A 21,714-nucleotide genomic window follows, 5' to 3' on the forward strand; every position below is an offset into this window, starting at 1 on the left:
CAGAGCGAAAGTGCGTGAATTTTGAAGAAAACGCACATAAGTTGTAAACAACATTTACTTTAATTCATTTATTTCGCTGAAATTCACCATATGCAGTGAATATTTGTTCACTTAATTTACTTTTATGACCTTTGACCAAAAACAACTCTGCCGATAATCCAGCCATGGAAAAAGACATGCATCCCCTCCCCGACATAGGCGAAGACATGGCGAGTCTCAACTCCCCCCTAGAACTGGGACTGGAGCCCGTGCGCCATGAGCGATTTGCGGAGCGGGTGTATGAAAGTCTGTTTCACGCCATCAAAACCGGCAAGCTGGCCACTGACACACGCATGCCCTCCGAAGTGCAGCTGGCCTCGTTTTTTCAAGTCTCTCGCCCTGTCGTTCGGCAGGCGCTGGATCGGTTGCGCCAAGATCAGCTGATTGAATCGATCCGCGGTTCGGGCACCTACGTACGCGCGTCTGAGCATGCACCCGTGGCCGTGTCGAACACGCGTGTAGGCACAAACATGAGCGACTTGATTCATGGCCTTGAGTTGCGCCTCGTCATCGAGCCTGAGTGCGCCTACCTCGCAGCGCTGCGCCGTACATCGGCCGACCTCGCCCGCATGGAAGAAATGCTGACGGGGTTTGAAAACGCGGCTGCCAACGGCGACGTGGCTCACCACTTTGATTTCGGTTTTCACGAAGCCATTGGCCAAGCCACGGCTAACCCGCGCATGACTCAGATCTTGAAATCGTTGGAGCACGATGTCAGCCACGCCATCAATTTGTGGCGCCACATGGCCCAACTCAAACCTTGGCGAAGAACCCAAGACGCCATTGATGAGCACCGCGCGATTTATGAGTTGATCAAGCAACAAGACGCCGAAGGTGCCCGTCGCGCCATGCGCAGTCACGTTGAAAAAGCCCGCATCCGCATGCTGGATGCCACCCCCGAGATTTGATGCGTCGCGTTCACACACTTGGCCTGAGCGCTCAACAGTGGTGCTTGCGGCTTGTCCCCAACACCATCAAGACGAGCCCCAAAGAACAGCTGCGCGCCGTGCTGGGCGCAGCGATTGGGCTGTTCGTGACGGCATTGATTTCTCAACACATGGGGCACCACCTGAGCCCTTGGTTCGTCGCGCCCATAGGCGCCAGCGCGGTGCTGGTCTTCACCACCCCGTCCAGCCCATTGGCACAGCCTTGGGCAGTTGTGGGCGGCAACACCTTGTCGGCGCTCGTCGGCATCGCCTGCGCAACGTACGTGACGCCAGTGCCGCTGGCTGGCGCATTGGCGGTCGCCCTCGCGATGGCCACCATGCTCGTTTTTCGGTGCATCCACCCACCCGGTGGTGCCATGGCGCTGCTGCTTGTCCTCACGCATGAAACGACCTTGTCGTTTGTCGCCTTTCCGGTCTTCACCAACTCGGTTTTGCTGGCCATTTTTGGCATGCTCTACAACAGCGCGACAGGGCATCCTTACGCTCACCACGCCCTGAGCGATCAAGGTCGCGATGAATGGGCTGATTCAAGCCGCTTCACAAAAGCTGATCTAGACACTGCACTCGCCCACTACAACGAAGTGCTAGACGTGAACCCTGACGATTTGATTGGGTTATTGCGACACACCGAAGCTGCCGCTTATCAGCGCACGCTTGGCGAACTGCGATGCCAAGACATCATGACCACCGATCCGATTGCCGTTCAATTTGGCACGTCGCTGCAAGAGGCATGGGCGCTGATGCGTCAGTTCCACATCAAAGCGCTCCCCATCGTTGACCAAGCGAAACATGTGGTGGGCATTGTGACGGTGACAGACTTTTTGAAACACGCGGGTATTCAGACGCCCCATGATTTGACAAAGCGTATGCAAACCCTGCTTCGCCCGTCAGGCCTGAGCCATTCAGAGAGACCCGAAGTCGTTGGCCAAATCATGACGCGCAAAGTCCGCGTTGCCAGCGCCCAAGGACACGCCGTTGATTTGCTGCCACTCTTTTCGGCCGTTGGGCACCATCACCTACCGGTCATCGATACAGAAAAAAAGTTGATCGGCATCCTGACACAAACAGACTTGGTCAAAGCACTGAGCCGATCGGTACAAAGATGAACACCGCACCACCCCTTGATCCAACACGTTGCCCGCTTTGCGGAGCTGCCAACCAATGTGCCATGGAAATTGAGCGACTGACAGGCCAAACGCAAGAACCGTGTTGGTGTGTCAACGCCACCTTCACGCCTGAATTGCTAGCCAGCTTGCCCCAAGCTGCCCAAAACCGCGCCTGTATTTGCGCAAAATGCGCCGCCATCGGTGCGAAATCCTTGGTTTAAACTTTTCAAAATGACCCACAGAAGGACCCATTCATGAGCGCCATCTTTGACCAACATCTGGAAAAGAATCCAGCCAACTTTGTCGCCTTATCACCGACCAGTTTTGTCGAGCGAAGCGCCGAAGTTTTTGGCGATTTGATGGCGGTCGTTCATGGCCAACGGCGCTACAACTGGGCTCAAGTGCGCGACAGATCTGCGCGACTTGCCGCAGCGCTGCAGGCAGCAGGCGTTCAACGCGGCGCCACCGTCAGCGTCATACTGTCCAACACACCCGAGATGGTCGAAGCGCACTATGCCGTGCCCGCATTGAACGCCGTACTCAACACCTTGAACACCCGCCTCGATGCCTCCTTGTTGGCATGGCAAATGAACCACTGCGAAGCCAGCGTGCTCATCACCGATCGCGAGTTTTCAGCGACCACGCGGCAAGCACTTCAAATTTTGAAGGACGAGTTTCAGCGTGAGCTTTTGGTGATCGATGTGTGTGATTCGGAATATGACGGCCCGGGCGAACGCTTAGGCGCACACGAATACGAAGCTTGGATCGGACAACACGCACCACTGGCCCAACTCGAAGGTCCTGCCGACGAATGGGATGCCATTGCCGTCAGCTACACCTCGGGCACCACGGGCGACCCCAAAGGTGTGGTCACCCACCACCGCGGTGCATATTTGAATTCCGTCAGCAACGCCGTCACTTGGAACATGCCCAACTTCCCGCGTTACCTGTGGACCTTGCCCATGTTCCACTGCAATGGCTGGTGCTTCCCTTGGACCGTCGCCATGTTGGGTGGCGTGCACGTCTGCTTACGCCGTGTGGACGCCGTGCACATTTTGCAAGCCATCTCCGAACACAAGGCTGACCACTACTGCGCAGCCCCCATCGTGCACAACTTGTTGATCGCTGCGCCCGAGTCCTTGCGTGAAAAAATCACCCATCCCGTCAAAGGCATGGTGGCCGGTGCAGCACCACCGGCCTCGATGATTGAGGGCATGGCGAAATTGGGGTTTGACATCACCCACGTTTACGGACTGACCGAGGTCTACGGCCCCTCCTCTGTGGCTGTTAAACGCAGTTCGTGGCAACAGGAAAACTTGTCGGAACAAACCCGACTCAATGGCAGACAAGGTGTGCGCTACCCCATGCAAGAAGGCATGACACTGAAAGACGCCAGCACCTTGGCCGACCTCCCCGCCGATGGCGAAACCATGGGTGAAATCATGTTCCGCGGCAACGTGGTCATGAAAGGCTATTTGAAAAACCCAGCGGCAACCGCCGAAGCCTTCAAAGGCGGCTGGTTCCACACTGGCGATTTGGCTGTTTTAGAACCCGACCGCTACGTGAAAATCAAAGACCGCAGCAAAGACATCATCATCTCGGGTGGCGAAAACATCAGCTCCTTAGAAGTGGAAGATGCGCTTTACCGTCACCCTGCGGTCGTTGCATGCGCTGTCGTGGCCAAGCTCGATGAAAAATGGGGCGAAACACCTTGGGCCTACGTTGAGCTCAAACCCGGCAGCACCACCACGGCACAAGAGTTGATCGCACATTGCAAGTCGCTCTTGGCGAGCTACAAAACGCCCAAAGAAATTCGCTTTGAAGAGATTCCTAAAACGTCCACAGGAAAAATTCAAAAATTCCAACTGCGTGAACGTGCCAACACGCCCCATTAAGGAAACCGAATGACCGCCACCACTCCAGATTCCGTGACCTGCCACGCCGATGAACGGGGTGTGGTGAGCTTGGTGCTCAATCGTCCCGATGCGTTCAATGCGCTCTCCAGCCAAGTGATGCAAGCGCTGCAAAACCACTTAGACCAAGTGGCGCAAAACCCACAAGCGCGTGTCGTGGTGCTGAGCGCGCAAGGTAAGGCATTTTGTGCAGGACATGATTTGCGTGAAATGCGTGCCAGCCCCTCGTTGGCGTACTACCAAGCCTTGTTCCATCAGTGCAGCGAAATGATGATGCGCTTGCAGCGCTTGCCCGTTCCCGTCATCGCGGTCGTCAACGGCATTGCCACCGCTGCAGGCTGTCAATTGGTGGCCATGTGCGATTTGGCGGTCAGCTCAACAACCTCAAAATTCGCCGTCAGTGGCATCAACTTGGGTTTGTTTTGCGCCACACCGAGTGTGGCCTTGTCTCGCAACGTGGCACGCAAAGCGGCATTTGAAATGCTGATCACTGGCGACTTCATCACCGCCGAGCAAGCACTGTCCAAAGGCCTGGTCAACGCAGTGGTCAGCCCCGATCAGCTGGACCATGAAACCGAGCGTTACGTCAACAGCATCTTGGCCAAACCTCGCACCGCCGTGGCCATTGGCAAAAAACTGTTTTACGAACAACTCGAACAACCGCTACAAGCCGCGTATGCCAATGCCGAAAATGCCATGGCATGCAACATGATGGATGACGCAGCCTTAGAAGGTGTGCAAGCCTTCATTGACAAACGCACACCGAGTTGGAAAGTAAGCTGAGGTGAACACCGCTTAGCCATGCACCACTGAGGGGCGAGGTGCACTCCAATGACGCATCCACTGTGCATATCCCGTTCCCATGGGCGCGCATGTTTCTTGCGTAAGTCTTGATGCACAACCCATCGGGTTGTCGAAAAAATCAACCTTACCTTTATAAAAACATGAGCTCTCTCAATTTCATCGGCGGCGAAAAAGGCGGCGTAGGCAAATCTGTGGTGTCGCGGGTTTTGGCCCAATACTTCATCGACAAACGATTGCCCTTCACAGGTTTTGACACCGACCGCTCTCACACCTCCTTCACGCGCTTTTATGCCGATTTCGCATCGCCCATCATCGTGGACAACTACGAAGGCCTGGATGCCATTGGTGCCGCCTTTGAAGACACGGTGGACGGCGCACCACCCAGTGTGATCGTCGATCTGGCGGCACAAACTGCCGCGCCGCTGACGCGCTGGATCAAAGATTCCGACTTGTTCAACGTGATGGCGGACCTGGGCGTGACCGTGAATTTTTGGCACATCGCAGATGCGGGCAAAGACTCGGTTGATTTGCTCGACACCTTGATCGACACTTTTGGCCACGACACCAACTACGTGGTGGTCAAAAACCAAGGGCGCGGCACAGATTTCTCGCAACTGGAGGCATCCGACGCCTTAAAGAAAGCCATGCAATATGGTGCTCGCGTGGTCACACTTGGCCAACTGCAAGAAACCAGCATGCGCAAAATTGACCGTCAAAACGCCAGCTTTTGGGCCGCGCTGAACCACCACAGTGGCACAGACGGGTTGGGCCTGCTCGAACGCCAGCGCGTTAAAAACTGGCTCAAAAAGACCTACGAAACCTTTGATACGCTGCCGCTCTGATCGGTCCACTTATCCCACCACACGCCCATCCACCACCTGAATCGTTTTTTCGCAGCGCGCGGCTAACTCTGGGTTATGGGTCACAAACAGCACCGTGGTGCCTTGGTCGCGACTGACACGGTGGAGCAGATCAAACACGGCATCCGCACTTTTGCTATCCAAATTTCCGGTGGGTTCATCGGCCAATAGCAGCGCAGGACTCATGGCTAAGGCCCGCGCCACGGCCACGCGTTGCTGCTGCCCGCCCGACAAACTGCCCGACGCTTGGTGACGAAAAGCACTGAGGCCAACGCTGTCGAGCAAAGCCATCGCTTTTGCCGTGATCTCGGCGTTAGAAAAACCAGCCGCCCCCAACATGGGCATCATCACGTTTTCCAATGCCGTGAACGCACCCAGCAAATGGTGATGCTGAAACACGAAGCCAATGGCATGTCCACGCAAACGTGTGAGTGCTTGGTCATTCAACTGCGTGGTCTCCTCGCCGCGAATGGCCAACTGGCCTTGCGTGGGCCGATCTAACAAACCAATCAAATTCAACAAGGTACTTTTGCCTGAACCTGAGGGCCCCATGACGGCGCAAAACTCGCCACGATTCAAGGTCAAGTCAATGCTGTGCAGAATTTCAATCTCATTGGGCTTGCCCACATTGAAAGACTTGCAAACCCCGCGCAGCGCCACCACTTGCGCATCGTTTTTGAGGGCGTTCACTTTATCCACGAATAGCCACCACAGGGTCAAGACGCGCGGCTCGCAGCGCAGGTGCGAACGAGGCCAACAAACCGGTCACTGTGGCCAGCACCAAGGCCATCACAAACAAACTGGGCTCAAAGCGCATGGCGAACATGACGGAGCCATCGGCATTTCTTTCAGCTTGCTGCCAAATGAGCAACCCACCAAAGCCGAGAACCGCACCGGCCAATGCGCCCCCCAAACCCAGCAAACCACCTTGCAATAAAAAGATGCGCAAAATTTGCCCACGCGTGATGCCCATCGCGCGCAAGATGCCAATCTCACGCGATTTTTGAACCACGGAGACCACCAACACACTGGCAATACCAAAGGCCACCGACAAGCCGACAAAGATGCGAATGGCCGTGTTAGCCGTGGTTTGAGCGCTGATGGCCGTGAAGAATTGCTCGTTGGTTTTGATCCAACTGTCCGCCTCAACCCCCGTCAAGGCGGTGATGTGCCGCGCCACAGATTCAGCGCTGTAAACATCGTGCACAGTGACATCCAGCGCAGACACACCGCCCACCAAACCCAGCAAGCTTTGGGCAGACCGCAATGCAACGATGGTGGTGCGTGCGTTCGCGGCCTTGTTGCCTAAATCAAAAATACCGCTGATCACCAGCGTGTTTGAATTGCCACTGGCCGCAGAAATACGCAATTTGTCGCCGACGCCTACGCCCAAATCACTGGCCAACTCGGTGCCAATCAAGATGTCACTCACCGTCACGCGAGCATGTCCGTGCACTATTTTTTCAGGCATGGGAACAATGCGAAAGTACAGATCAGGTTCAACCCCCAACACGGTGATCGCTCGACTCGTCGCCCCTCGCAACACAAATGCAGAACCGCTCACAGCCGGCGACACGACAGCCACATCAGGCAACGCACGGATCTGCCCCATCACACTTTGCCATTGATCAATGCTTTTGAGCCGTTGCAAAGGGGCTTGCACGATGTGTGCGTGCACTTCGTCTTTTTGATTTTGATAAAGCGGACGCACGACCTCTTTAGGCGGCAACAGCTGAATGTGCGCCTGCCCCGTCAAAACACGCTTGACGAAATTGGCTTGCAAGCCACTGAGCAATGCGGACATGAACACGATGACGCCCACACCAATCGCGACGCCACCAATGATGAAACCGGTTTGAACACGGCCCTCTCGCAGAAAACGAAATGCGACCAACCACTCAAAGGGCATCCACCGCGGTATCGCGTGCGCATGTTCAGTGGGGCGTGACGTGGCGCTCATTTCGTCACAGACGGAGGCATCGCACGCACGCGGGCGTTGTCTAACACCAAAGCTGCGGTGATGGGGACCACCCAGTCACCCGCCTTCAAACCACCCAACACCTCACACAGTGTTGGCGTACGCAAACCCAATTGAACAGGTGTGTGCACCGCACGGCCATCCACCACGCGCAGCACCCACGGCGAGGCGCCGTCTAAGTCGTGCACAGCCTCGGTGGGCAACAGCACCGCTTGGCGACGATGCCCCACCTCGATATCGACCGATACCGTCATGTCTTGCGTCAAGTACGCAGGCGGTTGGGGCACCTGCAGCTTGACCAAGACCGATCCTCGCTGCGCATCGACCCCCGGATTGATGAATACCAGCGATGCTGAAAATCGTTGCCCGGCATACGCATCGGCCGAAGCCTGCGCCACTTGCCCCAACTTCAAGAGGTTCAAATGCTTTTCATCCATTTGCACCACCAGCTGCGTTTCACCTGCAGGCGACAACACCATGAGCACTTTGCCGGGTTGCACCACATCTCCAGGCTCGACATTGCGTGCAATCAACGTGCCTGCAACGGGGGCTTGAATTTGGGCATAACGCAAGCGTGCGCGCGCCACATCAGCACCGGCTTGCGCTTGGGACAACGCCGACTCAGCGACAGCCAAATCACTCCCCCCTGAACTGGCACTGCGCAATTGTTGTTGTGTACTGCGCAGCTGCGCACGCGCGACAGACTCGGAACGCTTGGACTCATCCAAGGCGGCCTGCCCGATGAAGCCCTGATTGAACAAACTTTGTGCCCGCTGCAATGCCTGCGTGGCAGCGTCTTGATTCGCTTGCGCTTGACGCTCGGCCTGCTCGGCAACAGGCGCTTGCACTTCATGAACTTGACGCAATTTGGCTTGGGCTTGCGCCACGGCCAATTGCGCTTGATGCAATGCGGCTTGAAGCTCGGTGCTTTCGAGCTCAATCAAGGTTTGCCCCGCCGTGACGGTTTGCCCTTCGGCCACAGGAATACGCAGCACGGTGCCCGTCACTTGAGCACCCAGCTCAACGCGATGCGGACTTTCCACATGCCCACTCGCCACAACGGTTTGCACAAAATCACGCTGCACCACGGCAAGCACAGGCGTTGCGGGCCCTTGCAATCCGTATCGCACGCCTAAAAACACACCAACCAAAACAGCAGCGGTTAACAGCAACCAACCCATATAACGTTGGACAAAGAGGCGCAAAGTGATGAGCATAGGCATGATGAAATCATGATACGCCGCAGCAACGACCCAAGTCTGCGTGGCGGCGCGCTATATTGGCCATGGCCTCGGCTAAAAAGGGATCTCTTGATACAACGCAAATTGCAAGCTTGGTGGCTCAGTGACGACACCACCACATCGGCACAACAAAGCCTCACCGGTTTATCGACCGAAGCGGCGCAAAAGTTGTGGGCAGACAACGGGCCCAACACGCTGCACCCCAAGCGTGCCAACGCGCTTATTTGGCAATTTTTATCGCGTTTCAAAAACCCGCTCGTGGTCGTTCTGCTGATCGCGAGTTCGGTGTCAGCGCTGACCGGTGAGGTGGTCAACTTCGCCATCATCAGCTGCATCGTCTTGCTCAGTGTGACACTCGATTTTGTTCAAGAATATCGCGCCAACGCTGCGGCCGAGAAGTTAAGGCAATCTGTCTCCGTCCGCGCCACTGTTGTGCGCGATGGCAAACCCCAAGACATCGCGGTCAGTGAGGTCGTCCCAGGCGATGTCTGCCTACTCAGTGCCGGCGACTTGATTCCCGCCGATGCGTTGATTCTCGAAGCCAAAGATTTTTTCGTGAACCAGTCGCTGCTCACGGGCGAAGCGTTTCCTGTCGAGAAGCGTCCAGGCGCCCTTCTGGCTAACGCGACTGAGATGCAAGAAGCCAACAATGCGGTGTTCATGGGCACCTCGGTCATCAGTGGCAGCGCCCGGATTTTGGTGATGAGAACGGGCATGCAAACCGCGATCGGCGAAATTGCTGACAGCATTGAAAAGCCCACACAAGCCAGCTCGTTCGAGTTGGGCACACGCCGCTTTGGCATGCTCATCATGTGGCTCACCGTGGTGCTCGTTTTATTTGTCCTACTCGTCAACGCTTGGTTTCATAAACCTTGGTTGGAGTCATTTTTATTTGCAGTGGCCTTGGCCGTTGGGTTGACGCCCGAATTGCTGCCGATGGTGGTGTCGGTCACCTTGTCGCGTGGCGCTATTCGCTTGGCGAAGTTGCAAATGATCGTCAAACGTCAAACGTCCATCCAAGACTTGGGATCGATGGATGTCTTTTGCACCGACAAAACTGGCACGCTGACTGAAGCAAAAATTCGATTAGAGCGCCATGTGAATGTGCAAGGCCAATCCAGCCTGCGCGTTTTAGAGTTGGCTTATCTCAACAGTTTTTTTGAAACAGGTTTAAAAAGTCCGCTCGACGATGCCATCCTCAACCATGACACGGTCGATGTCAGCGCTTGGAAAAAGATCGACGAAATCCCCTTCGACTTTGAACGACGCTGCGTCTCTGTGTTGGTTGACAACGGCACGCAGCGTTGGTTGGTGGTGAAAGGCGCTGCCGAAGACATGCTGCGCTTGTGCACCCACTACGAAGTTGAAGCCGAAGGATCGGTGACACAAGCCGACCTCGACGACACCGCTGACGCCACAATTCATGCGCGCTATCACGCCTTAGAAAACGATGGCCTGCGTGTCTTAGGCATCGCTTGGCGAGAGGTCCCACAAGACCATGCGGTGGCTTTGGTGAACGACGAGTCGGGGTTGGTGCTATCGGGCTTCGCTGCGTTTCTTGATCCACCCAAGGCGAGTGCGGCATCGGCCTTGGCTGAACTTCAAAAAATTGGCGTCGCCATCAAAGTGGTCACAGGGGACAGCGATTTGGTCACCCGCCACGTCTGCCAACAACTCAACATTGAGGTGCAAGGTGTTCTAACAGGCAAAGAAATTGCACTGTTGGACGACCAAAGCTTGCAACGCCGCGTTGAAACGGCGAATTTATTTTGTCGCGTCAATCCAGGCCAAAAGCAACGCGTGATTTTGGCGCTCAAAGCCAATCAGCATGTGGTGGGTTATATGGGCGACGGCATCAACGATGCGCCCTCGCTGCACGCCGCTGATGTGGGTTTGTCGGTGGACTCCGCGGTGGACGTGGCCAAAGCCGCGGCAGACATCATCTTGCTGAAACAAGATTTGAACGTGTTGCACGCGGGCGTGCTCGAAGGACGCCGCACCTTTGGCAACATCATGAAATACATCATGATGGGCACCAGCTCGAACTTTGGCAATATGTTCAGCATGGCAGGCGCTGCGCTGTTTTTGCCCTTCTTGCCGATGTTGCCCACGCAAATTTTGCTGAACAACATCTTGTACGACATCTCAGAAATTCCGATTCCACTCGACGAGGTCGATGCCCAAGAAACCGCGCAACCTCGCGTGCTGGACTTGGGTTTTATTCGTAACTTCATGCTGGTGATTGGCCCCATCAGCTCGCTGTTCGACTTCTTGACGTTTTATGTCTTGATCGAAATTTTGAAGGCTGAAGAAAAACTTTTTCAAACGGGCTGGTTTGTCGAATCCCTGTGCACACAAGTGTTGGTGATTTTTATCATACGAACGCGCGGCAATCCATTCAAAAGCAAACCCCATCCCTTGCTCGCTTTGACTTCCATCGCCATTGTGGTGACCGCCATCGTCTTGCCCTTGACGCCTTTCGGTTTGTACTTCGGTTTTGTCGCGCCACCCGCCAGCTTTTACGGCATTTTGGCCGTCATGGTGGTTGCCTATTTGTGCATTGTTCAAGTGGGCAAACAGCTGTTCTACCGCTACGCCATCACCCGCCCATCGCGGGCATGAACCTGACTCAACCCAGATCGCGAAAAGATTTCAACGCTTGCAAATCCGGAAAGCTTGCAGCGCGCTTGGTTTGGAATGCCGCGATCGCCTCACCCACATGCGCATTGCTCCAAATGGCGCCTTGTAGCCAGCCCATTTGTTTGAGGGCATCTTCGACGCTGTGATCTCGCGCATAGTTCAGCGCTTGTTTGGTGCCCCAAATCGCCACGGGCGGCTTGGCTGCAATCTCATTGGCGCATTGCATGGCGGCGGCTAAAGTTGCGGAGGCATCAGCAAACACCTCATTCACCAAACCATGCACTTTGGCTTGCTCGGCCCCCAAGCGTCGGCCGGTGTAAGCCAACTCTTTCACCAAGGCCATGGGCATCAATTTAGGCAAGCGCTGCAAAGTACCCACATCGGCTACCAAGCCAATGTTGATTTCTTGAATGCAAAAGAACGTGTCCGCACTCGCATAGCGAATGCATGCAGCGGTCACCAAGTCCACCGCGCCGCCAATGCAGCAGCCGTGCAATGCCACAACCACGGGAATGCGCAGCGTTTCTAAGCGCGTGAACGTGGACTGCAAATCCATCAACTGGTCAAACACAGCGGCGCGCCCTTCTGGCGTTTGGTCTTGCATGGTCAACTCGCCACCAAAGGCATCCAAGGCCATGCCTGCGCTGAAATGTTTGCCCGTGCTGGAGATCACCAAAACACGCGCTTGTGTGTCGCGATGAAGTTGGTCGAGCACGCCATCCAATTCACGCCAAAACGTGGGGTGCATGGTGTTGAGCGCCTCGGGGCGGTTGAGCACCAAATGCGCCACGTGATCGTGGATGGACAGAGAAAAGCAGGTCAGTGAATTCATCACATGAATATAAATGGCCTGCGCCTCTGCCAGCTATCGGGTAGACCCGAAGCTCGCGTGTATCAAGTTTTCGCAGGCAGCACCGTGCCCCAGCATGCGCCAAAGCCAATGCGTGCCGCACCCGGTTTCTCGCACCAACCACGGATGACCACCGCATCGCCATCTTCTAAAAAGACGCGACGTTCGCCATTGGGTAAGGTCAAAGGATGCTTACCACCTGTGGTTAACTCAATCAAGGCGCCTGCTTGATCCAGCGTGGGGCCAGAGAGCGTGCCACTGCCCAACAAATCACCCGGTTGCAGATTGCAACCGTTGACTGTGTGATGGGTCACCATTTGAGCAATCGTCCAATAAGCGTGGCGATAGCTGGTGCGGCAAATGGAGGCATCCGTTTCGCCTTCTTGGCGCATACGCGGCGTTTGCAAACCCACTTGCAGCTGGATGTCCAAAGCACCCGCTTGGCGATTGGCTGTGCTGTCTAAATATGGCAAAGGTTGCGGATCAGCCGAAGGTCTGACAAAGGGCACGCGGTACGGCGCCAGCGCCTCCATCGTGACCACCCAAGGAGAAATGGTGGTGGCAAAATTTTTGGCTAAAAACGGCCCCAAGGGCTGGTATTCCCAAGCTTGGATATCACGCGCAGACCAATCGTTCAACAAGCAGATGCCAAACACATGCTGCTCGGCTTGGGCGATGGCAATCGCATCACCAGAGTCATTGCCAGAGCCAATGAAAATTCCCAGCTCCAGCTCAATGTCCACGCGTTTGCTAGCGGCCAGCACAGGCACTTCTGCATCGGGTGCTTTGATTTGCCCTTTCGGACGTGCAAACGTCTGCCCTGACACGCCAATGCTGGATGTGCGACCGTGGTAGCCGATGGGCACCCATTTGTAGTTAGGCAACAACGGGTTGTCTGGGCGAAATTGCTTGCCAATGTTGGTGGCGTGGTGGACCGAGGTGTAGAAATCGGTGTAGTCACCGATGCGTGCGGGCACATCAAACACCACATCCGACACTGGCACCAAACATGCGGCAAGACTGGCTTGCGCCGCAGCGCCTGCGCGCAAAGCGCGAGACAACGCCAAGCGCAATGCGGCCCATGCAGGCTCACCCAAGGCCATCAAGGCATTGAGCTTGTCTTGCGCAGCGGCCTGCAAGGCGTCGTATGCCAAGCCACTGAACGGCGAGCGTTGTGCCAAGGCAGCAAGGTCTAACACCTGATCACCAATGGCCACACCGCATCGGTACGCCTCATCGGTGCCTTGGCGGCGAAAGACGGCGAACGGCAAGTTTTGAATCGGGAAATCGCAGCCAGCGACGTTGGCCGTCTCGACCCAACTGCGCAAATGTGGGTCGTGGGTTTCGTTCAGTGTGGTCATGGCGCTACCTCAGTCCAAAGCTTTGAATTCTTGATCGTGCATCCAAGCGGCATGCTTGGGCGCTTGTTTGGTTTGGCTCCACTCTTCGAGCATCGCCCACTTCACGTCGTCGAGTTGTTGGTACATCTCGGGCGTGCCCACATCGCAGGCCAGCTCTAAGCGGTGGCCGTTGGGGTCAAAGAAGTAAATCGATTTGAAGATGGCGTGGTCCGTGATGCCCAACACCTCCACACCGCCCGCCTCCAACTGCGCTTTGGCCGCTTCGAGCTCGGTCATGCTGTTGACCTTGAAGGCAATGTGCTGCACCCAAGCTGGCGTGTTGATGTCGCGCCCCATTGCGGGTGCGGTGGGCAGCTCAAAAAATGCCAGCACGTTGCCATGGCCTGCATCTAAGAACACATGCATGTACGGGTCTGGCGCTTTGGTGCTGGGCACCAAGTCTTCGGCAATGGCGAGCACGAAGTTCATGTTCAGGTGCTTGACGTACCACTCGACGGTTTCTTTGGCGTCTTTGCAGCGGTAAGCAACGTGGTGAATACGGTCTATTTTCATGGGGTGTGCTCCTTGGCGTTTCACAAATCTTGCAACGCGATGTGCAGCTGTTGCTGGAACAGTTCAGCGTCGCCCAATGCCTGGGCATTGAGCAAAGCCAACTTGACCAGGAAGAGTTCTTTTTTGTCTGAACCGGCTTGGTCAATTGCCATGGCCAGTGCGTCATAAACGGTTTCTAAACCCGTCAGGCTCAAAGTGGGATGAGGTGTCATGAACGTGCTCTCTTTATTGCGGCAGTGCAGCTGCCAAGGCGTCTTGCAAACGTGTGGCGTCTAACGTGAGCCAGCGTGCGCAAACATGTTGATCGGGGCGCAACAGATAGGCTGCACCACTGGCTTGTACCCCGTAGCGACGGCGGAAATGACCTTGGGTATCGGCCAATGTCACATCGGCCCCGGCCACCTTGGGGCACGAGCCCACAGCAATCACGCGCATCGGCACCCCCTTGGCTTGCACCTTTGCCACCAGATCAAGCAAGGCCGCAGGAACAGCCTCTGCCTCGGTGAAATACAGCAAGTCAAAGCCACCCCCCAAATGGTCTAACAAAAAGTCATCGGGTGCCAAACGAATGTTTTGTGGCGGTGCGCCGTGCTCAGGGCCAGCGGTGAACAAGGCGTTGTCATCACCACGGCTGTTGAGCATGGAATGCGTGTACGCATGCGGACGCGAGGTGCGCCAGTGGTACAGCGGGCGCACAAACGCCTGCGTCAACGACAGCGACAGCACCGCATCACGCAGCAACTGAAAACCGCCTTTCGGAGGTGCCATGAAACGCGTGCTCTTGCCCGCCTCTTGAATGATTTCTCGGGCCGCCCCCACACGTTCCGCACTGTGGTTGGCCAACAGTTGGGGACTGGTCAGGCCTTTGACCACAAACGCCAATTGCCATCCCAAAGACTGCGCATCTTGAAACGCAGTGTTCGCGCCACGCACGCCAAAAATAGGCAGCAAATGCGCGGCATCGCCGGTGAAGATCACATTGCCGTGCACATAGTCGGGCAAGGTCAATGTGCGGGCGGAGTAGACCGAGTTCCAGTCCATCTCCCATGTCGCGCCCGCATGGCCGATCATGGCCAGCTGTGCATCGATGCGGGCTTTCAACGACTCGGGCTTTAACGCCTCTTCTGGCGTCTCCCCTTCGGGCAACTGGTAGTCCACACGCCAAATGCCATGCGGCTCACGGTGCATGAGGATGGTGTTGCCACGGTTCCAATCGGGGTCGAAATACGCCAAGCGCTCGGTCGGCAAGGGCAGATCAATCTTGATGTCCGCAATGACGAAAAAGCCTTCGTAAGAAGCGCCTTCCATTTGCAAATTCATGGCGGTGCGAATGCCAGAGCGCCCACCATCTGCGGCGACCAACCAATCGGTTTCCAAGGTGTAGGGGCCTTCAGGCGTGTCCAAGGTCACCTTGGCAAAACCATCCATTTGCTCAACCTGGGTCACGAGATTGCCCCAACGGAAATCGATCAAATCACTGGCGTTGCAGGCATCCAGCAGGTACTCCTCCATGTATTGCTGCTGGATGTTGAGCATCGGGAAAAATCGATCGTCCGCATCGTGCGGCGCTTCTAAGCGAAACACGCGCTCGCCTCGGTAATACGAGTTGCCAAACCGCCAAGGCAAGCCGTTGTCGGTCATGCGATCGGCCACACCAACTTGCTGCAAAATTTCCATGGAGCGACGCGTGAACACAATCGCCCGACTGCCTTGAGAGACTTGCAACTCAGACGTCACGATCACACTGGCAACGCCATGACGCGCCAACTCCAAGGCGACCACCATGCCTGCAGGACCAGCGCCTGCGATGACCACTTTTTGGCGCGCCTGCGGGCCATGTTGCGAAGGCAACCAAGGCTTGTTCACTTGGTAGTTGTAGTAAATCGAGGGGCGCGCCTCTGTGGTCGGGTTATGCATTTTTTACTCTCAAAATATCGAATCAGGTTTTGACGTTGTGCGCCACCAAGCGGTCTAAAAATCCACTCAACTGAGCCAACTCTTCTTTGTTGAGGCAGCCAAATATTTCTTGGTTGCGGGCTTCAATCAGCTTCATGGTTTTCGCCCAAAGTTCTTGCCCCTCGGCTGTCAACGTCAACTCAACACCGCGGCCATCGTTGGGGTTTTCAGCCTTACGAATGAACCCTCGGTCGACCAAGATTTGGGCGGCTCGGCTGGCTTGTCCTTTGTTCACATTGGCTTTGAACGACAAGTCCATCACCGACATGGGCTCAAAAGAACCCACCGTGGCCAAGCACCGTGCCTCGCTCACGGACAAACCCAGTTTGTCCACATAGGACTTATGACTTTCCGAGTCAGACTCTTTGTTCAAGAGGTGCAATCGGTAAGTGAACGAACGGTCGAGTTTGAGAACCACGGTGTGATGCCTTTACGCTTTAAATTAATCTGCTTTGATGCCAGTGGCCTTGATGATGGGGCCCCACTTGGCGCGCTCTTTGGCGGCGTAATCCGCCATGGCCTGTGGTGTACTTGGCGTGGCCTCCAACCCCAACACCTGCAACTTCGCCTTGACTTGCGTGTTGTTCATGGCATTCATCAGCGCTTTGTTCAAGGTTTGAATGACTTCTTCAGGCGTGCCTGCAGGTGCCAGCAACCCTTGCCAAGCGTAGGCTTCAAAGTTTTTCAAACCCTGCTCGGCCAAGGTCGGGATATTTTCAAAATTCTTGACACGCTTGGCGCTGGCGATACCAATCGGACGCAGCTTACCTGACGTGATGAATTGGTAACCACTGGCCGTGTCCACAAACATCATGGGCACTTGTCCGCCGACCACATCTTGCAAAGCCGGTGCCGCACCTTTGTAGGGAATGTGGGTCAGCTTGGTGCCGCTCACTTCACGGAACAACTCGGACGCCAAATGGTGCGGACTGCCAGCGCCGGGTGTGGCGTAACTGACGGAGCCGTCTTGCGTCTTCATCCACTGCAACAGCTCTTTGAGGTTGCTGGCAGGAACTGCCGGATTGACCACCAAAATCATGGGGAATCGAACAGTCAAACCGATCGCCGCAAAGTCTTTCTCCACATGGAAAGGTAACTTGCTGTAAATGAACGGATTGGCGGCGAGTGTGGCCGTGTCGGCCGACATGATGACGTAGCCATCGTTCTTGGCGCGCGCCACGTACTCCGCACCGATGTTGGTGGCAGCACCAGGCTTGTTGTTGATGACCATGGGCTGGCCCAGTGACTCCCCCATGACCTGCGCCAACGTACGCGCCACCGTGTCGGTACCGCCGCCAGGTGGGTAAGGCACCACCCACTCAATCACTTTGTTGGGATATTTTTGGGCCAAAGCACTCGCGGCACCAAGCGCCAGCAAGGCCACGACCAACGAAGCCTTGAGTTTTCCTGTGAACTTATTCATCGTCTTCTCCCTGAACACATCTGTGTTTTTTAGAAGCATGAATTTTGCGCTAATTGGTTGCGCGCGCAACCAAGTAGAAACCCTAATGGTTGTGCATGCAACCAAAATTCAGAAAATTAGACGATGAAGATGACCGCCAAAGTAAACACAAACGTCGCCAAGCCCCATGCCCAAATCGGCACCGGTTGACCCTCCACCGCGCTAGATGCAACGCCCTTGCCTGTCGCAGAACCAGCCAAATCAGCGTCCGTAACCGCAGGCGCATCAAACGTGGCCTCAAAGCGTTTGAAAAAATCTTCGGCCAACGACTTGGCCGCGCCATCCACCAATCGCTGCCCCAATTGCGCCAATTTGCCACCAATGCGTGACTGAACGGTGTAGCGCAATTCACAGCCTTGGTCGTTGGGCATCAAGCTGACATTCGACTCACCTTTGCCAAACCCTGCCACGCCACCTTGTGCATCAAAGACCAAGGCGTAGCCATTGGGCGGATCGATGTCTTGCAAGGTGACCGTGCCCGAAAACTTGGCCGAGACGGGCCCGATTTTGATGGCGACACCTACGGCGTAACGGTGCTCACCCACCAGTTCAAACTTGTCACAACCTGGGATACAGCGCTTCAGGACTTCGGGGTTATTGAGCGCATCCCACGCTTGTTCGCGACTGACCGGCAGTTGCCGTGTGCCTTGCATTTCCATATCGATTGATCTCCTTGAATTGACACGGGGTCAAGTTTTTAAAAGCTGTTGAAGCCCTTGGGCAAATGATGACAAACGGTCCAAATTATGAATCGCCACTTGCGCGTCGCAGCATTCGGACAAGACCTTGGGGCCACGCGCCAAAGGCGCATAGCCCTCAAAACGCAACAAGGGGTTGAGCCACAACACACGTCGGGCATGGCGTTTGAGCCACTGCATCTCAGACCTCAACACATCGGGCTCACCGGTATCTAAGCCGTCCGTGATGAGCAACACCACCGAACGTCGCGCCGTCAATGTACTGGGATAACGCTGACGCAGCGTTGCCAGTGAGGCACCCAAACGCGTGCCGCCACCAAAGTCAGACACCGCTTGGTTGACGGATTGCAGCATGGCATCAGGATCGTGCAGTGCAAACGCTGAACGCAGATCTGTCAACGCCGTGCCAAATGTAAAGACCGCTCGCGGGCCTTGCGAGGTGCGTTGGTGCAAGAAGGCCAACAACATGCGCGCATAAGGCGCCATCGATCCCGAGACATCCAACAGCACCAGCAAAGGCAGCACCTGTTTGCGCCTGCGCTGACGCGGCACATGCAGCACTTCACCGCCATGACGCGCAGCACTGCGCATGAGACGCGACCAATCCACACGCGAACCTCGCTCACTGCGACACCAACGCCGGCTTTTAACTTGCGGAATATCCAAGCGCATGGCTTTCGCGTGGTGTTGCAATTGCAAAAACTCATCCGCGCTCAAGCTCAAAAAGTCGGCCTGTCGCAGACGCTGTAAGTCACTGGCGCTGAGTGCGGGAGAAGCGCAAGGCTCGTCATCGGGTGCCAGCAAAGCATCGGTTTGTGCAACTTGAGCACGCCGATGCTTTGGGCTCTCGTTGCTGCCCATGGTCAGGGGTATCGACTGGGCTGAGCCTGTTTGGCCCCATCGTCGCCAGTGCGCTTCAAACACCTGAAGAAACACATCGCGATCTTCTTCACGGCTCACGAACACGGCCTCTAACGCATCACGCACGTCATCACACCGATCCACGGTCACGAGGTCTAAAGCTGACACAGCCAAGGCCATGCGCGCACTGTCCATAGGCAGCCCTGCGTTGCGCAAGTGACGGCCCAACATCACCAATTGCTCGGTCAGCATGCCGTCTCCGCCTAAGCCAGCAAAGCGTCTAGGTGGCTTTGCAAGGTCAACACATCGTCTTGTTGCTTGAATAAAACACCCGCGGTGTCCACCACACACGGTGCGTCTAGGTTTTGCGCTTGCAGCATCACCAAAGCCCGCGCCCATTCCACACTTTCAGCGATGCCTGGCAAACGCTCAAAGTGCGATGCAAACGCCGCACTGCGAACCTTCGCCACAAACTCGGCCACTTGAAGGGCCAAGGCTTCACTGGCCTGCGGCACTTGCGCACGCACAATGGCCAATTCGCGGGCTTGGTCTGGGTAATCCATCCAATGAAACAAACAGCGCCGTTTCACCGCATCGTGCAAATCGCGGGTCCGGTTGCTGGTCAAAATGGTGATGGGCGTCACCGTCGCTTTGACGGTGCCCCACTCTGGAATGCTGATTTGGTACTCGCCCAAGTACTCCAAAAGAAACGCTTCAAAAGGTTCGTCAGCGCGGTCCACCTCATCGATCAGCAGCACCGCGCCTGGGGCTGGCATGTCCAAGGCTTGCAACAACGGACGGCGAATCAAAAACCGGTCTTGGTACACCGCTTGCTCCAGATTAGGGGTTGCAGCGGCGGTGTCCGTGGCGTTCTCAGTTGGGCTTGGCATAGCCCGCAAATGGAGCAGCTGCGCCGCATGGTTCCATTCGTACAGCGCTTCGCGTTGCTCCATGCCGTCATAGCATTGCAAGCGCAACATTTGACGTTGCATCACACGCGCCAAGGCTTTGGCCAACTCGGTCTTGCCCACACCGGGCGCACCTTCCAGCAGCAACGGTCGCTCCAAGCGAAGTGCCAGAAAAACAGCCGTGGCCAATCGCCGCTCAGCCAAATACCCTTCTTGGGCCAATGCGGCCACCAAGGCATCGATCGATGCCAGCGCCCCCGCTGGACTCATGCCAAGGCCTGCTGCACCGCGCGTTGGGTTTGCACTTTGATCAAATGGGCGCGGTAGTCGGCAGAGGCATGCAAATCGGCATTGAGCTCGCTGGCGTCAATCACCACATCGGCCACAGCCTCTGGCGTAAAACGCTGACTCAACGCAGCTTCTAAACCTGCATGACGAAACACCCCATTGCCTGCGCCCGTCACGGCCACCCGAACACCCGCTGCAGTTTGAGCGACAAACACCCCCACCAAGGCAAAGCGAGAGGCCGGTTGTTTGAACTTGGCATAGGCAGAGCGCGAGACGGCTGGAAACGCAATCGCGGTGATCACCTCACTCGGCTCCAAGGCCGTGGTGTACATGCCTTGGAAAAAATCATCCGCTGCGATCTGTCGACGGTCGGTGTGCACCGTGGCGCCCAAGGCGAGCACCGCACTCGGGTAACAAGCCGCGGGATCGTTGTTGGCCACAGAACCGCCTAAGGTGCCCATGGCACGCACTTGGCGATCGCCAATGCCGCCAGCCAACGCAGCCAAGCCCGGCAAGGCAGCGCGCAAGCCCGCATGCTCGGCCAGCTCTTGATGGCGCGTGAATGCGCCCACCACCCAAGCGTCGCCACTTTGGCGAATGCCTTGCAGCTCGCTCAAGGCAGACAAATCAACCAACTGCTCAGGGCTCAACAATCGCTGCTTCATGGAAGCCAACAAGGTTTGTCCGCCCGCAAAAGCTTGACCACCCGCAGCCAACAACGACAAGGCTTGGCCTAAAGACGCTGGACGCTCGTACGTGAATGCATACATAACGCGGACTCCTTAAGCCTTCATGGCCGCAGCGCCTTGCTGCACAGCCAACACAATGTTTTGATAACCGGTGCAGCGGCACAGATTGCCTTCCAACGCGTGACGCACATCTTGCGCATCGACGGCTGCATTCTTTGCGCAAAAGCCCACCGCTGTCATCACCATGCCTGGTGTGCAAAAACCGCACTGCAAGCCGTGACACGCTTTGAACGCTTGTTGCATCGGGTGCAGCGTGCCATCGGCACTGGCTAAACCTTCAATGGTGGTGATTTCTGCGCCCTGCGCTTGCGCGAGCAGCACGTTGCACGACTTGATGGCGTTGCCATTCATCAACACCGTGCAAGCACCACACTGGGCTGTGTCGCAACCCACATGGGTGCCGGTGAGTTTGAGATGTTCGCGCAAGGCTTGCACCAGCAAGGTGTTGGGCGCGGCATGTAAGGTGACGGCTTGGCCGTTCACGGTCAAAGTAACTGGCAT

General features: G+C 56.1%; 22 protein-coding genes. 7 read left to right on the forward strand and 15 right to left on the reverse strand.

From position 1 onward, the window contains the following. Positions 1-176: 176 nt before the first annotated feature. The 6 genes from C5F52_RS10495 (at position 177) to C5F52_RS10520 (ending at position 5,651) form a co-directional block, all read left to right on the forward strand. Positions 177-947, forward strand: coding sequence for a FadR/GntR family transcriptional regulator (locus tag C5F52_RS10495; RefSeq protein WP_104798557.1), 771 nt, complete (start codon positions 177-179; stop codon positions 945-947). Then, positions 947-2,092 (forward strand): HPP family protein, encoded by a 1,146-nt coding sequence (locus C5F52_RS10500; RefSeq protein WP_104798310.1) that lies wholly within the window; start codon positions 947-949, stop codon positions 2,090-2,092. The genes C5F52_RS10495 and C5F52_RS10500 overlap by 1 nt, the downstream gene beginning before the upstream one ends. Beyond that, a complete protein-coding gene (locus tag C5F52_RS10505) occupies positions 2,089-2,313 on the forward strand; it encodes a cysteine-rich CWC family protein (protein ID WP_104798311.1) in 225 nt (74 codons plus the stop codon). Before C5F52_RS10500 ends, C5F52_RS10505 begins: the two co-directional genes overlap by 4 nt. Before the next feature lie 33 nt (positions 2,314-2,346). Beyond that, a complete protein-coding gene (locus C5F52_RS10510) occupies positions 2,347-3,987 on the forward strand; it encodes an acyl-CoA synthetase (protein ID WP_104798312.1) in 1,641 nt (546 codons plus the stop codon). A gap of 9 nt (positions 3,988-3,996) precedes the next feature. Further along, positions 3,997-4,788, forward strand: a complete 792-nt coding sequence (locus C5F52_RS10515; protein ID WP_104798313.1) for an enoyl-CoA hydratase — start codon at positions 3,997-3,999, stop codon at positions 4,786-4,788. Positions 4,789-4,949: 161 nt separating this feature from the next. Continuing rightward, positions 4,950-5,651 (forward strand): mobilization protein, encoded by a 702-nt coding sequence (locus tag C5F52_RS10520; RefSeq protein ID WP_104798314.1) that lies wholly within the window; start codon positions 4,950-4,952, stop codon positions 5,649-5,651. Between the two features lie 9 nt (positions 5,652-5,660). Here the strand turns inward: C5F52_RS10520 and C5F52_RS10525 are convergent, their stop codons facing one another. Genes C5F52_RS10525 through C5F52_RS10535 form a run of 3 tightly spaced genes read right to left on the reverse strand, consistent with a single transcriptional unit; the run spans position 5,661 to position 8,870 of the window. Beyond that, complete coding sequence (locus tag C5F52_RS10525; RefSeq protein WP_236657821.1) at positions 5,661-6,368, reverse strand: ABC transporter ATP-binding protein; 708 nt, start codon at positions 6,366-6,368, stop codon at positions 5,661-5,663. Then, positions 6,361-7,629 carry an FtsX-like permease family protein gene (locus C5F52_RS10530; RefSeq protein ID WP_201746997.1) on the reverse strand — a complete coding sequence of 423 codons (1,269 nt, stop codon included), beginning with the start codon at positions 7,627-7,629 and terminating at the stop codon, positions 6,361-6,363. Before C5F52_RS10530 ends, C5F52_RS10525 begins: the two co-directional genes overlap by 8 nt. Next, complete coding sequence (locus C5F52_RS10535; RefSeq protein ID WP_104798316.1) at positions 7,626-8,870, reverse strand: efflux RND transporter periplasmic adaptor subunit; 1,245 nt, start codon at positions 8,868-8,870, stop codon at positions 7,626-7,628. The genes C5F52_RS10530 and C5F52_RS10535 overlap by 4 nt, the downstream gene beginning before the upstream one ends. Before the next feature lie 87 nt (positions 8,871-8,957). On the opposite strand from C5F52_RS10535, the gene mgtA reads away from it, so the two are divergent. Continuing rightward, complete coding sequence (gene mgtA / locus C5F52_RS10540; RefSeq protein WP_236657822.1) at positions 8,958-11,510, forward strand: magnesium-translocating P-type ATPase; 2,553 nt, start codon at positions 8,958-8,960, stop codon at positions 11,508-11,510. A gap of 7 nt (positions 11,511-11,517) precedes the next feature. Here the strand turns inward: mgtA and C5F52_RS10545 are convergent, their stop codons facing one another. The 12 genes from C5F52_RS10545 to C5F52_RS10600 form a co-directional block, all read right to left on the reverse strand. After that, positions 11,518-12,360, reverse strand: coding sequence for an enoyl-CoA hydratase-related protein (locus C5F52_RS10545; RefSeq protein ID WP_104798318.1), 843 nt, complete (start codon positions 12,358-12,360; stop codon positions 11,518-11,520). A 62-nt stretch (positions 12,361-12,422) separates the two neighbouring features. After that, a complete protein-coding gene (gene fahA, locus C5F52_RS10550) occupies positions 12,423-13,739 on the reverse strand; it encodes a fumarylacetoacetase (RefSeq protein ID WP_104798319.1) in 1,317 nt (438 codons plus the stop codon). A gap of 9 nt (positions 13,740-13,748) precedes the next feature. Beyond that, positions 13,749-14,291: a VOC family protein gene (locus C5F52_RS10555; protein ID WP_104798320.1), complete on the reverse strand. Its 543-nt coding sequence runs from the start codon at positions 14,289-14,291 to the stop codon at positions 13,749-13,751. Between the two features lie 20 nt (positions 14,292-14,311). Then, positions 14,312-14,503, reverse strand: coding sequence for a DUF2783 domain-containing protein (locus C5F52_RS10560; protein ID WP_104798321.1), 192 nt, complete (start codon positions 14,501-14,503; stop codon positions 14,312-14,314). A 13-nt stretch (positions 14,504-14,516) separates the two neighbouring features. After that, entirely contained in the window at positions 14,517-16,208 is a 1,692-nt protein-coding gene (locus C5F52_RS10565) for an FAD-dependent monooxygenase (RefSeq protein ID WP_104798322.1), read from the reverse strand. Positions 16,209-16,230: 22 nt separating this feature from the next. Beyond that, positions 16,231-16,665: a MarR family winged helix-turn-helix transcriptional regulator gene (locus tag C5F52_RS10570; protein ID WP_236657823.1), complete on the reverse strand. Its 435-nt coding sequence runs from the start codon at positions 16,663-16,665 to the stop codon at positions 16,231-16,233. A gap of 24 nt (positions 16,666-16,689) precedes the next feature. Then, positions 16,690-17,670, reverse strand: coding sequence for a tripartite tricarboxylate transporter substrate binding protein (locus C5F52_RS10575; RefSeq protein WP_104798323.1), 981 nt, complete (start codon positions 17,668-17,670; stop codon positions 16,690-16,692). A 116-nt stretch (positions 17,671-17,786) separates the two neighbouring features. Then, positions 17,787-18,368: a CoxG family protein gene (locus C5F52_RS10580; protein WP_104798324.1), complete on the reverse strand. Its 582-nt coding sequence runs from the start codon at positions 18,366-18,368 to the stop codon at positions 17,787-17,789. 30 nt (positions 18,369-18,398) lie between these two features. After that, positions 18,399-19,520 (reverse strand): VWA domain-containing protein, encoded by a 1,122-nt coding sequence (locus C5F52_RS10585; protein ID WP_104798325.1) that lies wholly within the window; start codon positions 19,518-19,520, stop codon positions 18,399-18,401. Between the two features lie 11 nt (positions 19,521-19,531). Next, positions 19,532-20,446, reverse strand: a complete 915-nt coding sequence (locus tag C5F52_RS10590; protein WP_104798326.1) for a MoxR family ATPase — start codon at positions 20,444-20,446, stop codon at positions 19,532-19,534. Beyond that, positions 20,443-21,234, reverse strand: a complete 792-nt coding sequence (locus C5F52_RS10595; RefSeq protein ID WP_104798327.1) for a xanthine dehydrogenase family protein subunit M — start codon at positions 21,232-21,234, stop codon at positions 20,443-20,445. The genes C5F52_RS10590 and C5F52_RS10595 overlap by 4 nt, the downstream gene beginning before the upstream one ends. A gap of 12 nt (positions 21,235-21,246) precedes the next feature. Continuing rightward, on the reverse strand, positions 21,247-21,714 hold the full coding sequence (locus tag C5F52_RS10600) for a (2Fe-2S)-binding protein (RefSeq protein ID WP_104798560.1): 468 nt from the start codon (positions 21,712-21,714) through the stop codon (positions 21,247-21,249).

The sequence above is a fragment of the Limnohabitans sp. TS-CS-82 genome (assembly GCF_002943475.1).